Here is a 13,013-nt window from a genome sequence, read left to right as displayed (position 1 = left end):
ATTAACTCCGTAGTCGCTGTAAAAAGAGATCGAGCTTAGGATTGGCAAAGAAGGCAGACCCTGCTACTACCACGTCGATGCCCGCATTTTTCACCGCAAAGATGGTCGACTCGTTGATCCCGCCATCAATTTGGATGTGGTAGGGATAGTTATAGTGGCTCTTCATCTGTTGCAGTCGTTTCACCTTCTGGAGCATGCTGGGGATCATACTCTGGCCACCAGCGCCGGGATTGACGCTCATCACCAAGACGAGATCAACAAAGGGCAGTAGCTCGACAATTGCACTTAAGGGCGTAGCCGGATTGAGCGCAATGCCTGCTTTGACTCCTAATGTATGAATCTGTTGCACAAGGGCGTGCGCATGGTGCGTGGCCTCAATGTGAAAGGTAATATTATTGGCACCAGCTTGCGCAAAGGCGGCAAAGTGGCGCTCGGGGGTGTTGGTCATGAGATGCACATCAAAAAAAGTCTCGCTCTTGTCGCGCAGGCTGGCAACCACTTGCGATCCAAAGGTGATAGCCGGCACAAATTGCCCATCCATCACGTCGAAGTGAAGCCACGGCGCTTGATGCTGATGCACCAAGGTGAGCGCCTCTTGAAAGTGTGCAAAGTTAGCCGACAGTAGGCTAGGAGCCAAAATAGGCATATTTGTATTCATAATAGGAAAAGTATAGCCGAAAAGATTATTTTTGGCAAGCGAACAAAAGTGAATTCATCTAGTAATACTCTTTACAAGACTTTTTTTATGCTATATTATAGGGGATATGCAAACTCATTTGATTGTAAAGGGTGCTCGTGAGCACAACTTAAAGGGTATTGATGTTACCATGCCACGGGATAAGCTGGTGGTGGTCTCTGGGGTCTCAGGCTCGGGCAAGAGCTCGCTGGTTTTTGATACGATCTTTGCCGAGGGTCAGCGCCGTTATGTGGAGTCGCTCTCGGCGTACGCTAGGCAATTTTTGGGACGCATGGAGAAGCCCGATGTCGATTATATCGAGGGCTTATCGCCTGCCATCTCCATCGAGCAGAAGACGACAGGGCGCAATCCGCGCAGTACGGTTGGCACCATCACCGAGATTTATGACTACTTGCGTCTTCTATATGCGCGTGTGGGTACGGCGGTCTGTCCTAAGGACAATATTCCGATCGCCTCGCGCAGTTTGGATCAAATTATTGACGATATTTTTGCTATCCCCAACGCTATGCGCCTCATGATTCTCGCGCCTTTAGTGCGCGAGCGCAAAGGGGAGCATACCAAGGTCTTTAGCGACGCGCGAGCTTCTGGTTTTGTGCGCGTGCGCGTGGATGGCGTGGTGGTCTCATTGGAAGAGGAGATTCCCCTAGATAAGAAGCGCAAGCACTCCATCGAGGTGGTGATGGATCGCCTTATTTTAGAAGATAGCCAGCGTTCGCGTCTAAGTGAGGCGGTGCAGAGTGCTTTGAGCGTGAGCGGTGGGCAGGTGATTGTCGCGTTGTTGGATCAAGAGAATAAAATCACGCAAGAGATTCTCTTTAGTGAGCATGCGGCCTGTCCGTTGTGCGGTTTTAGTATGCCGGCGATGGAGCCACGGCTCTTCAGCTTTAACAATCCCGCGGGTGCTTGTAGCGACTGTGCGGGCTTGGGCGAGACCTTGGAGTTTGATGAAGATCTCATTATGCCTAATCGTGCGCTTAGCTTTAATCAAGGTGGCTTTGCTCCTTACAACCCCGAGACCAATCGCTGGTATCGATCGATCTTTGCGAGTTTAGCCACGCACTACGGCTTTACCTTGGATACGCCAATTAATCAGATTGATGCACAAGTGTTAGCAAAGGTGTTGCACGGCACGGGTAGCGAGGTGATTACCTTTAAGTATGAAAATGTACAAGGGACAAATAGCCATACGCAACAGCGCCCTTGGGAGGGTATTTTTGCCGATCTCAAACGCCGTCATCGCGAGAGTACCAGCGACAACGTGAAAGAGTGGTTTGAGGGTTTTATGCGCTCTGCTCCTTGTGAAAGCTGTAAGGGCGCGCGTCTGCGTAGTGAGGCTCTAGCCGTACAGGTGGGCGGGCAGAATATCTTGAGTCTTACCCAGATGAGCATTGAGGATGAATTGCATTTTTTTCAGTCGCTTAGTTTAAGTGGCATGCATGAGGCTATCGCTAAGGAGATCCTCAAGGAGATTCGCGATCGCCTTACCTTTATGCACAGCGTGGGCTTGGGATATTTATCGCTTACCCGCACGGCTGGCACGCTTAGCGGTGGGGAGAGTCAGCGCATTCGTTTGGCGACGCAGATTGGATCGAGTTTGATGGGCGTACTCTACATTTTGGATGAGCCAACCATCGGGCTACACCAGCGCGATAACGATCGCCTATTGCAAACGCTCAAGCGTCTACGCGACTTGGGTAACACGTTGATCGTGGTAGAGCATGACGAGCAGGTGATCCGTGAGGCGGATTATTTAATCGACATTGGTCCAGCTGCTGGCGTGCATGGTGGGCAGGTGGTGGCCTCTGGTACGCCTCAAGAGGTGGCACAGGTGGAGCTAAGCCCGACGGGTCGCTATTTGAGCGGTAAGGAGATTATCGCGGTGCCTAGTCTTCGGCGCGAGGGCAATGGCTCTTTTTTAGGTATTCAGCAGGCAACGCATAACAATTTAAAAAATATCGATGTAACCTTTCCGTTGGGTACACTCTCGGTGATAACGGGCGTATCGGGGTCGGGTAAATCGACGCTGCTTAACGATATTATCAGCCCCTATCTCCATAATACATTAAATCGCGCGCGCATGAGTGTGGGTAGAGTAGGCGCGGTGGTTGGCGCAGAGGCGCTGGACAATGTCATCACCATCGATCAGTCGCCTATTGGCCGCACGCCTCGTAGTAACCCCGCCACGTATGTGGGCGTTTGGACGCCGATTCGGGAGCTTTTTGCCGAGCTTCCGGCGGCGAAGGCGTCGGGCTTTAAGAGCGGACGCTTTAGTTTTAATGTAAAAGGTGGACGCTGTGAGGCTTGTGAGGGATCAGGCGTTAAGAAGATCGAGATGCACTTTTTACCCGACGTCTTTGTTAAGTGTGATGTCTGTCATGGCACGCGCTTTAACCACGAGACCTTGCAGATTCGCTATAAGGAGAAGAACATCCACGAGATTCTCCAGATGACGGTGGAAGAGGCGCATCAATTTTTTGCGCATATCCCCAAGGTGGAGCGTAAACTTGCCCAGTTGATGGAGTGTGGCTTGGATTATATCACGCTGGGGCAGTCGGCCTTAACCTTGAGTGGTGGGGAGGCACAACGCGTGAAGTTGGCGCTCGAACTCTCCAAGCGATCGACGGGGAAGACGTGTTATATCATTGACGAACCTACGACCGGACTTCACTTTTTAGATGTGAAGAAGCTATTGGTAAGTCTACAGTCGTTGGTGGAGCGCGGTAACACCATTTTGATGATTGAACACAACTTAGATGTCATCAAGTGCGCCGATTATATTGTCGACCTTGGCCCCGAAGGCGGTGCTGGTGGTGGGCAAGTGTTGGTAACAGGCTCGCCCGAGCACGTTGCTGATTGTGAAGCATCCTTTACGGGGCGCTATCTAAAACCGCTACTTAGTGGTCTTACTCCGCTAGAGCAAATAACCAAAGGAAGGGACGAATAACCATGAGCACACTCCATGAGGATGAATTTAACGCAAGCTTTCCCAAGAGCTATCAACCCAAGGATTTTGAATCAACCATCTATCACCAGTGGGAGGAGGCTAATACCTTTGCCCCACAGTCGCGCTTTGGCAATACGGAGTCGCCCTTTGTCGTGGTAATTCCGCCACCTAATGTTACGGGCGTGTTGCATATGGGGCATGGTCTTAATGGATCGTTGCAGGATATTTTGGTGCGCTATCAGCGGATGTTGGGGCGTAAAACCTTGTGGGTTCCTGGTACCGATCATGCGGGTATCGCCACGCAACACGTCGCCGAGAAGGAGCTTAAGGCACAAGGCAAGAGTCGTCATGATGTGGGGCGCAAGGCCTTTGTCGAGTATGTTTGGCAGGTTAAAGAACGTCATCATAAGATTATTACCCAGCAGTTACGCGAGATTGGCAGTAGTTGCGACTGGCAGGCCGAGCGCTTTACCCTCGATGAGGGGCTTTCGCAGGCGGTGCGCGAATCATTTGTGCGCATGTATCAGGCGGGTGATATCTATCAGGGTGAGTACTTGGTCAATTGGTGCATGCGCTGTACCACGGCGCTCTCGGACGATGAGGTAGAGTATGCCGAGGAGTCGAGCTTTTTGTACCATGTCAAGTATCCGCTTGTCGACGGCAGTGGCGCGCTGATTGTCGCTACCAGTCGCCCCGAGACGATTTTTGGTGATGTCGCCTTAGCGGTTCACCCTGAAGATGAGCGCTATCTTGCGATGATCGGCAAGGAGGTGCATGTGCCCATGACCAATCGCACCATCAAGGTGATTGCCGATAGTTATGTGGATCGCACCTTTGGTAGCGCGGTGCTTAAGGTTACGCCTTCGCACGACCCCAACGACTTCGAGATCGGTAAGCGCCACAACTTGGCATCTATCAATATTTTTCACGAAAATGGATTGCTTAACCAGCATACACCTAAGGAATTTCAAGGGCTTACTATTGTTAAGGCACGCGAAGCAGCGGTTGCTTTGCTCGAACAGCTAGAGTTATTGGTCAAGAAAGATCCGCTACAGCACCGCGTGGGGCACTGCTATCGCTGCAATACGACGATTGAGCCTTACTTGAGTAAGCAGTGGTTTGTCCGCATGGAGAAGATGGCGAGTATGGCGCTTCAGGCTCATGATGATGGTAAGATTCACTTCTACCCCAAGCGCTGGGAGAATACGTACTCGGCGTGGCTTAAAGATATTCGTGATTGGTGCATCAGCCGACAGTTGTGGTGGGGGCATCGTATCCCCGCGTGGTACTGTGCCGCGTGTGGAAAAATCTCGGTGAGCACCACCGATCTTACTCACTGTAGCCATTGTCAGAGCACAAACATTAAACAAGACGAAGATGTCTTGGATACGTGGTTTAGCAGTTGGTTGTGGCCCTTTAGCGTCTTTGGCTGGCCCAACCAGAGCGAGCAACTCAAAGAGTTTTACCCCACCTCGACGCTGGTTACCGCCTACGATATCATCTTCTTTTGGGTTACCCGTATGATCATGGCTGGGCTCAACTTTATGGGCGAGGTGCCGTTTAAGGATATCTACATTACCCCCTTGGTGCGCGACAAACAAGGGCGCAAGATGAGTAAGACACTGGGTAACGGCATTGATCCGCTGGAGATTGTTAAGAGCGACGGAGCGGATGCGTTACGTTTTACTATCGCTTATCTCTCCACACAGGGGCAAGATCTCCCACTCGATCGCGAAATGTTTAAGATGGGCGGGCGCTTTGCCAATAAGATCTGGAATGCTAGTCGTTTTTTACTGGGTAATCGCGTTGCTATCGCCTACAAACCCGAGCTCGCTAAGCAGTATAGCGCGCTGGATATGTGGATTGCCTATCGCCTAAACCACGCCAGTAAACTCGTCGCCGAGGCCTTTACGCAGTATCGCTTTGACGATGCTAGCCACGCTATCTACGACTACTTTTGGGATGACTTTTGCGACTGGTATCTGGAGGCACTCAAGGCGAGCTTCTATGCCGATGATGTTGCTGAAAAGGAGCGCGCGCTGGCGGTATCGCTTTCGATTTTGGAGGAGTCTTTGCGCTTGATGCATCCGTTCTTGCCCTTTATCAGCGAGGAAATTTATCAGAAGCTCCCCAATAAACAAGCCGACTTCTTGATTGTCGCCCCCTATCCACAAGCCCAAGATCGATCGATGTGGGAGGCTAGCGCCGAGGCGTTTGGCACGGTGAAGCTCTTTATTGGGCAGGTTCGTGCGATGCGTACGCAATTTGGCATTGCCGGCGACGAACGTATCGTGGCGAAGGTCTATATTGCATCGAACCAAGAACGCGAGGCCTTTATGGCGCATGAAGAGGTGATGTTGCGCATGGCTAAGTTGAAAACCATTGAGCTAGCCTCTGTGGCGTTTAACGAGACCGACCGCAAAGCGCACCTTGGTGTAAACCTCGTGGGGCGCGATTTTGAGGCGTTGCTGGTGATGCGCCACCTTATTAATATAGAGCAAGAGATCGCCAAGCTGACCAAAGAGCTTGCCGAGGTTACCCAGCAGATGGAGCGCGCGCAAGCAAAATTGGCGAACGAAAATTTCGTACAACGTGCCGATCCATCCGCCGTCGCCAAAGAGCGCGAGCGCGTAGAGCAATTTAGCCAACAACGTATCAAACTAGAGGCAAGCCTCGAGAGCCTTAAAGAGAGTTAAATGAAGAAGGCATAAGGAGAGGCGCTGATCCTCTCCTTTGCTCTTTTCGCGTTGCAAAAAAACGCATGATATGATAAAATATGTGTATGGCGATTACGAACACCCTCTATACCAATGATAATCTCTTTGTCTTAACAGGGCTCAATAGCGAGCTGGTCGATCTCATCTACCTTGATCCGCCCTTTAACTCCAAGCGCATCTACTCCGCGCCAGTAGGCTCTAAGGCGGCGGGTTCGTCGTTTAAAGATATGTGGACGTGGCAAGATGTCAACGAGGCTTACTTGGAGTCGTTGATCGATAAGTATCCTGCACTGGTGCGTTTTATCATGCAGATTCAGCAGGTGCATAGCAAGGGGATGATGGCTTACATCACCTACATGACTCAACGCCTTATCGAGATGCATCGGGTGCTAAAGCCTACCGGTAGTTTGTATCTACACTGCGACCCCACCGCTAGCCACTATCTTAAAGTGGTGCTCGATGCGATCTTTGGCAAAGAGAATTTTCGTAATGAGATTGTCTGGTGTTACTCCACGGCTACAACGCCCTATATCAAGCAGTTTCCTAGAAATACAGATATTATTTATTGGTATTCAAAATCAAAGATTTGGACATTTAATAAAGATAAAATTCGAGTTCCTTATAAGGGCGGTGCTCCTCATGGCGGAACGAAATGGCTAAAAGAGGGAGAGACACTTGAGGAGTGGCGAGAGCAACAGGGAAATTTAGGCAAGATTCCCTTTAGTTGGTGGGCAGATATTTACAAGGTTGGTAAACATGAGTCTACGGGGTATCCGACGCAAAAGCCACTAGCGTTATTGAATCGTATTATTTTGGCAAGCAGTAATCCCGGTGATTTAGTTCTTGATCCCTTTGCTGGTTGCGCAACCACCTGTGTTTCGGCGCAACATCTTAGTCGTAAGTGGATAGGGATAGATATCGAAGCACAGGCGACAAAAATTTTGATGGATCGTCTCACCGAAGCAAGCGGCGAGATGTTTAAAGATTTTGTTCACCGCACCGACGCTCCCATTCGCACGGACGTGGTGATGGAAGCCCCTTCACTCTCCATTAAAGAGCGCCTCTACCAAGCGCAAGCGGGTAGGTGCAATGGCTGTACCACGCAGTTTGATATCCAACACTTTGAGATTGATCATATTATCCCACGGGCAAAGGGCGGAGGCGATTATTACGAAAATTATCAGCTTCTCTGCGGACATTGCAATCGCACCAAGGGCGACCGACCGATGGAGTATTTACGTCAGAAAATTAAAGCCAGAGAGGCAGTCCTCGCACAGCTTAGTTTTGGCGAGTAGCTAACCACGTGTTGCATAAAAATCTATAACGAGATAAATTACTCTTATGTCTACCCCAAACTATTTTTATACGCACGATAATTTGTTGGTGTTGCATCACCTCAATAGCGAGCTGGTCGATCTCATCTACCTTGATCCGCCCTTTAACTCCAAGCGCATCTACTCCGCGCCGGTCGGCTCTAAGGCGGCGGGTTCGTCGTTTAAAGATATGTGGACGTGGCAAGATGTCAACGAGGCCTACTTGGAGTCGTTGATCGATAAGTATCCTGCACTGGTGCGTTTTATCATGCAGATTCAGCAGGTGCATAGCAAGGGCATGATGGCCTACATCACCTACATGACCCAGCGCCTTATCGAGATGCATCGGGTGCTAAAGCCTACCGGTAGTTTGTATCTGCACTGCGACCCCACCGCTAGCCACTATCTTAAAGTGGTGCTCGATGCGATCTTTGGCAAAGAGAATTTTCGTAATGAGATTGTCTGGCAACGCAACGACGGCCGAGGCAAGGGCAGTCAACATAAGGCAAAAAAGTTTGGGAGCAATACTGATAGCATCTTTTTTTACACAAAATCAGATACATTTTATCTTAAAAACACCTTAGATATTGAGGACAAGGCGGAGAGCGATAAAAAATTCAATAAGATTGATGGAGAAGGTCGGCGCTACTATACGGGCATTCCGCTCTTTCGTAACAAGACTATGGGCGATCGCCCCAATCTCTGCTTTGAGTGGCGGGGTTTTCGCAACCCTTACAGCTCGGGTTGGCGGTTAAGCCAAGCGCGTCTGGAGGAAGAGTATCAAAAAGGCAATGTCGTTATCACCGACGAGGGTAAGTTAGAGCGTCGCAAATATTTAGATGATTATGAAGGTAAGCCTTTAGATAACAACTGGATCGACATTCCGCGCATTGGGCGCAACGAGGATACCGGGTATCGCACGCAAAAACCGCTAGCACTCTTACATCGGATTCTTCACGCTAGCAGTCGTGAGGGCGATCTCATTCTCGACCCGTTTGCTGGTTGTGCAACCACCTGCGTGGCAGCCGAGCAGTTGGGGCGCGCATGGATCGGTATTGATATCGAAAAGCAAGCGGTGCAGATCTTAATCGAGCGTCTGGAGAAGGGTGGCGCGCTAGAAGATCGCCTCACCTTTAGGCAACTGGGCAAAGATTTTATTCACCGCACCGACGCTCCCACTCGCACGGACGTGGTGATGGAAGCCCCTTCATTCTCCATTAAAGAGCGCCTCTACCAAGCGCAAGCGGGTAGGTGCAATGGCTGTACCACGCAGTTTGATATCCAACACTTTGAGATTGATCATATTATTCCTCGGGCAAAGGGCGGAGGCGATTATTATGAAAATTATCAGCTTCTCTGCGGACATTGCAATCGCACCAAGGGCGACCGACCGATGGAGTATTTACGTCAGAAAATTAAAGCTCGAGAGGCAATCCTCGCCCAACTTAGTTTTGGCGAGTAAAAGAGAGAGGATTACTCTCTCTTTATCATTTTTTGGTTAGAGTGCTTTGGCGCTAGGCACGTGTACGCTGTATTTGTTGGCGATGCTCTTGAGCTCTTCATACACCGAGGCGAGAATCTTTACGCCATCCTTTTTGGCGGTAACCATGTTGGCGTGAGGGATTTGCCCTGCGTAGTAGATGGGTTTGAGCGGATCGGCGCGCTTGGTATCGAGCATCATCTGGAGGTAGTCGTCCATATCGGTTTTAAAGTGATCTAAATCGCGAAATTGTTTGATATCGATTGCCATGAAGAAGTGGTTGACGCAGGCGGCGGTCTCTGGGGTATCGCGCACATTGATGCCGTAATCGCCTCCGCACAAGAGCGAGGTGAAGATCTCGACCATCATGGCAAGCCCGTAGCCTTTGTGTCCTGCACTGGCACCGCCTAGGGGTAGCAGTCCACCTTCAAGGTTGAGTAGTCCATCGAGAAAGGCTTTGGCGTCGGTGGGGGTTTTCCCTTCGCTGTCGATTGCCCAACCATCTGGAATGGGGTCGCCATTACGCAGTTTGATCTCCACAGCGCCACGGGTAACGTTGGTGGTGGCCATATCTAGGATAAAGGGGGGAAGCTTGCCCGTGGTAGGAGCGGCGAAGGCTAAGGGATTGGTACCAAAGCGCGCGCCAAGTCCACCGGTGGGGATGCCTAGGGGGGCGGTGTTGGTCATGGCGACGCCGATCATGTCGTGGGCAAGAGCTTCGTGGGTGTAGTAGCTGGTGATACCGTGGTGGCTACTACATCGTACGCTAATCATGCCTACCCCAGAGTTTTTTGCCAGCTCGATAGCGCGCTTCATGGCTTTGTTGGAGAGGACAGAACCTAAGCCGTGGTTGCCCTCCCAAACCTCAAACGAGGGGCCACTTTTGAGGACTTGGTGTGGCGTATCGGGGTGGGTTACTCCCTTGGCGATGTCGTTAAGATAGCGCTGGGTACGGGCAACGCCATGACTACTAATGCCTTGGGCATCGGCCATGACAAGGACATCGGCGGCAGCTTGGGCGTTATCGGCACTCACCTTGGCACCGACAAAAATATCCTTCACGAGGGTTACCAGATCGTCATAGGCGATCTGCACATAGGGTTGGTTGGACATGTTATAAATTCTCCTTATCGTAGTTAATTAAAGTATAAATGCGGAAACTGGCAAGGCTCTCTTGGTAGTTGAGGAAGGGAAGCCCAATGACGCCACAGAGATCTTCTACGGTAGCGCCTTGACGCTGTAAAAGGGTCGCTGCGGCCTGTAGTGTGCCACCTGTGGCGATGAGGTCGTCGAGGAGGAGCACGCGCTTACCGGCAAGTTGGGGGGCTGGTTGCATCTCGATGCTGGCAGAGCCATACTCTAGGTCGTAGCTTTGGCTATCAACTTTGCCGGGGAGCTTGCCTGCTTTACGGATGGGGTAGAAGGGCTTTTGCATCGCGATAGCAAGGGCAGGTGCAAAGTAGAAGCCACGTGCCTCTAAGCCGGCAATGGCATCGATGGGTTGATCTTTATAGTGATGCTGAATCTTCTGGATAACATGGGCAAGCGCAGGCGGATGCTGAAGAATCGGGCTGATATCATAAAAGAGAATCCCCTCCTTAGGAAAGTTTGGCACTTTACCAATATATGCATCGATATCAAACGGTTCGTTCATTAGAATTTATCTCCTTGTGTGGGTGGCACTCCTCAAAATATAATCGCATTAGCGGGGAAAAACAATCTCTATTATAGATCGCTTAGCAAGAGAAATCAAGACGTGCGGGGAAAATTTTGGAGGATGGAATAGTGATTTTTGATAATAAAGAAATTTTTATATAGTATGTTGACAATTTTAATGATTTTGTTTATAGTTAGGATTATTCTAAGAAATAGGAGAATAGGACGATGTGGAAGAAGAGTCTTTTTTTATTTTTAACGATAGCTTTTGTATTGGCTAGCTGTAGCCCTAAAAACAAAGGTGCTGATGATGATAATGATGATAATAACCAATGGCAAGAGATTCGCCCTGTATCAGAAGAAGGGTTTGATTGGCTGGGTGGTGAGCTATCGCTTAGCAATAATCCTGTAAACCAAGGTTTTATCTTGTCCGCACATTGGAACGGGGAAAAGCTGAGTACGATGGATGCTGAGTATTTTGATAATCTGCTAAATGATGAAGACTTTGAAAATACGTTGATTGCTATTGATACGAAGGGTTTAAAGACGAGTGTAAAGCCTGAAGGTAAAGTGTATGTAACGGGTAATATGCATGAGGAGCAAGAGGGCTGGGACTTACGCGTTACAACGATAACCGGTGCAGCGAAGAAAGGCGACTCTGTTACGGTAAGTATTACATTTGATGATGCGAGTGGGCAGAGCGTTACGCGTGAGGTGGTGGTTAATATTGTGGAATAACCTACACTCGTAATAGGTGTATTTTTTTGATAGCCTCCATTTTGGAGGCTTTTTATGGTCAATATATTTTTGATTAGTTTGTATATCATTTTTAAGAATTTTTTTAAAAACATATTGACAGGAATCATTATTTTATATATTATGAAAAATATCTTGTATACATAGGAGAATAGTATGTGGAAGAAAGGAATTGCTTTATTTTTGGCAATGGCATTAGTACTAGCTAGCTGTAGCCCTAGCAACAAAGTAGCAAAAGAAGGGTTGGATTGGGAAGGTGGAGAGTTGTCTCTATCCGCTACTAATGGATTGGTATTGTCGGCTTACTGGAACGGCGTAAAGCTTAGTTCGATGAGTGATGCAGATTTTGCAAAACTTACGGAAGACGACAAGTTTATCAACACAGTTGAGAACACCTTAGTGAATCTCAAAGTGAGTGTTGATCCAAATGGGAAATTATTGGTAATACAAAATCTAGCCGCAGATCGCGACCAAGAGATGCTTGATATGGTGGTTACTGCGCTTCCTATTGTAGTTAAGAAGGGCGACAAGTTTACCATTACTGTTACCACGAGAGATCATAATGACAAAGAAGTTAAACGTGAGGTTAAGATTAAAGCTGTTAAGTAACTTTGCCTTCTGTGTTCTTGTAGATAGCCTCTCGGTGTAGAGGCTATTTTTTTTCTTTCACTAGACAAACCATCCCAAATATGATAAAATAGAGTATACTCTAGGAGGTTTGCGATGACAGCGCACAACGAAGCAAAAGTGGGAGAGATCGCTCCCAATATCTTATTACCGGGCGACCCATTACGTGCTAAATTTATTGCCGATAATTATTTAGAAAATGTCAAACAGTACAATAGCGTACGCAACATGTTTGGTTTTACGGGTACGTACAAAGGCGTTCCCGTGAGCGTGCAGGGTACGGGCATGGGGATTCCCTCTATCTCGATTTATGTACATGAGTTGTTGGCAAACTATGGTTGCAAAAATTTGATTCGCATCGGATCGGCTGGCGCTATCCACGAAGAGATTAAAGTGCGCGAGATTATTCTTGGTACGGCGGCAAGCACCACTAGCGGTGTCAACAAAGATCGCTTTAACGGCTTAGATTTTGCTCCCGCTGCCGACTTCGACCTCGCCTTGGCCGCCGCGCAATCGGCTGAAGAGTTGGGCTTTGCCTTGCGTAAAGGGACAATTCTCTCTAGTGATATCTTTTATGATGATAATCCTAAATTCTACGAAAAGTGGGCAAAGTATGGCGTACTTGCCGTGGAGATGGAGGCTGCCGGTCTCTACACCCTCGCTGCGAAGCATCGTGCGCGTGCGCTTACATTAGTCACGGTGAGCGATCATATCGTTACGGGCGAGAGCACTTCGGCTGAGGAGCGTCAAAACACCTTCACGCAGATGATGGAGATTGCTTTGGAGTCGCTCGTTAAGATGCACGCAAAGGGATAATTGCGCG

At 49.2% G+C, this 13,013-nt stretch carries 10 protein-coding genes; 7 read left to right on the top strand and 3 right to left on the bottom strand.

The features are described from left to right. Position 1 precedes the first annotated feature (1 nt). Complete coding sequence (rpe, locus tag PVA46_RS06015) at positions 2–658, bottom strand: ribulose-phosphate 3-epimerase (protein WP_167695850.1); 657 nt, start codon at positions 656–658, stop codon at positions 2–4. Positions 659–764: 106 nt separating this feature from the next. Between rpe and uvrA the strand changes: the two genes are divergently transcribed. The 4 genes from uvrA (at position 765) to PVA46_RS05995 (ending at position 9,133) form a co-directional block, all read left to right on the top strand. Then, a complete protein-coding gene (gene uvrA, locus PVA46_RS06010; protein ID WP_167695849.1) occupies positions 765–3,641 on the top strand; it encodes an excinuclease ABC subunit UvrA in 2,877 nt (958 codons plus the stop codon). 2 nt (positions 3,642–3,643) lie between these two features. Beyond that, on the top strand, positions 3,644–6,337 hold the full coding sequence (locus PVA46_RS06005) for a valine--tRNA ligase (protein WP_167695848.1): 2,694 nt from the start codon (positions 3,644–3,646) through the stop codon (positions 6,335–6,337). An 86-nt stretch (positions 6,338–6,423) separates the two neighbouring features. Further along, positions 6,424–7,653 carry a DNA methyltransferase gene (locus tag PVA46_RS06000; protein WP_167695847.1) on the top strand — a complete coding sequence of 410 codons (1,230 nt, stop codon included), beginning with the start codon at positions 6,424–6,426 and terminating at the stop codon, positions 7,651–7,653. Positions 7,654–7,699: 46 nt separating this feature from the next. Beyond that, a complete protein-coding gene (locus tag PVA46_RS05995; protein WP_167695846.1) occupies positions 7,700–9,133 on the top strand; it encodes a DNA methyltransferase in 1,434 nt (477 codons plus the stop codon). A gap of 36 nt (positions 9,134–9,169) precedes the next feature. On the opposite strand, the gene PVA46_RS05990 is transcribed toward PVA46_RS05995, so the two are convergent. After that, positions 9,170–10,264 carry an Ldh family oxidoreductase gene (locus PVA46_RS05990; RefSeq protein WP_167695845.1) on the bottom strand — a complete coding sequence of 365 codons (1,095 nt, stop codon included), beginning with the start codon at positions 10,262–10,264 and terminating at the stop codon, positions 9,170–9,172. A 1-nt stretch (position 10,265) separates the two neighbouring features. Further along, entirely contained in the window at positions 10,266–10,805 is a 540-nt protein-coding gene (locus tag PVA46_RS05985; RefSeq protein ID WP_167695844.1) for an adenine phosphoribosyltransferase, read from the bottom strand. Positions 10,806–11,035: 230 nt separating this feature from the next. On the opposite strand from PVA46_RS05985, the gene PVA46_RS05980 reads away from it, so the two are divergent. The 3 genes from PVA46_RS05980 to deoD all read left to right on the top strand — a co-directional run bounded on the left by PVA46_RS05980 (position 11,036) and on the right by deoD (position 13,006). Continuing rightward, positions 11,036–11,545, top strand: a complete 510-nt coding sequence (locus PVA46_RS05980; RefSeq protein ID WP_167695843.1) for a hypothetical protein — start codon at positions 11,036–11,038, stop codon at positions 11,543–11,545. Positions 11,546–11,719: 174 nt separating this feature from the next. Beyond that, entirely contained in the window at positions 11,720–12,172 is a 453-nt protein-coding gene (locus PVA46_RS05975; RefSeq protein ID WP_167695842.1) for a hypothetical protein, read from the top strand. Between the two features lie 114 nt (positions 12,173–12,286). Further along, entirely contained in the window at positions 12,287–13,006 is a 720-nt protein-coding gene (gene deoD / locus PVA46_RS05970; RefSeq protein ID WP_167695841.1) for a purine-nucleoside phosphorylase, read from the top strand. Positions 13,007–13,013 lie beyond the last annotated feature (7 nt).

Origin of the sequence: Entomospira culicis (genome assembly GCF_028748145.1) — a bacterium.
Lineage (GTDB): Bacteria > Spirochaetota > Spirochaetia > WRBN01 > WRBN01 > Entomospira > Entomospira culicis.
The sequence above is the reverse complement of the archived record's forward strand: the minus strand, read 5'-3'. Positions and strand labels throughout refer to the sequence as shown.

What these genes read in the sequence shown, in the direction of transcription:
- PVA46_RS05990 (WP_167695845.1), bottom strand. Translation starts at nt 10,264, where the DNA reads ATGTCCAACCAACCCTATGTGCAGATCGCCTATGACGATCTGGTAACC.
- PVA46_RS05980 (WP_167695843.1), top strand. Translation starts at nt 11,036, where the DNA reads ATGTGGAAGAAGAGTCTTTTTTTATTTTTAACGATAGCTTTTGTATTG.
- uvrA (WP_167695849.1), top strand. Translation starts at nt 765, where the DNA reads ATGCAAACTCATTTGATTGTAAAGGGTGCTCGTGAGCACAACTTAAAG.
- PVA46_RS05975 (WP_167695842.1), top strand. Translation starts at nt 11,720, where the DNA reads ATGTGGAAGAAAGGAATTGCTTTATTTTTGGCAATGGCATTAGTACTA.
- PVA46_RS06005 (WP_167695848.1), top strand. Translation starts at nt 3,644, where the DNA reads ATGAGCACACTCCATGAGGATGAATTTAACGCAAGCTTTCCCAAGAGC.
- deoD (WP_167695841.1), top strand. Translation starts at nt 12,287, where the DNA reads ATGACAGCGCACAACGAAGCAAAAGTGGGAGAGATCGCTCCCAATATC.
- PVA46_RS06000 (WP_167695847.1), top strand. Translation starts at nt 6,424, where the DNA reads ATGGCGATTACGAACACCCTCTATACCAATGATAATCTCTTTGTCTTA.
- PVA46_RS05985 (WP_167695844.1), bottom strand. Translation starts at nt 10,805, where the DNA reads ATGAACGAACCGTTTGATATCGATGCATATATTGGTAAAGTGCCAAAC.
- PVA46_RS05995 (WP_167695846.1), top strand. Translation starts at nt 7,700, where the DNA reads ATGTCTACCCCAAACTATTTTTATACGCACGATAATTTGTTGGTGTTG.
- rpe (WP_167695850.1), bottom strand. Translation starts at nt 658, where the DNA reads ATGAATACAAATATGCCTATTTTGGCTCCTAGCCTACTGTCGGCTAAC.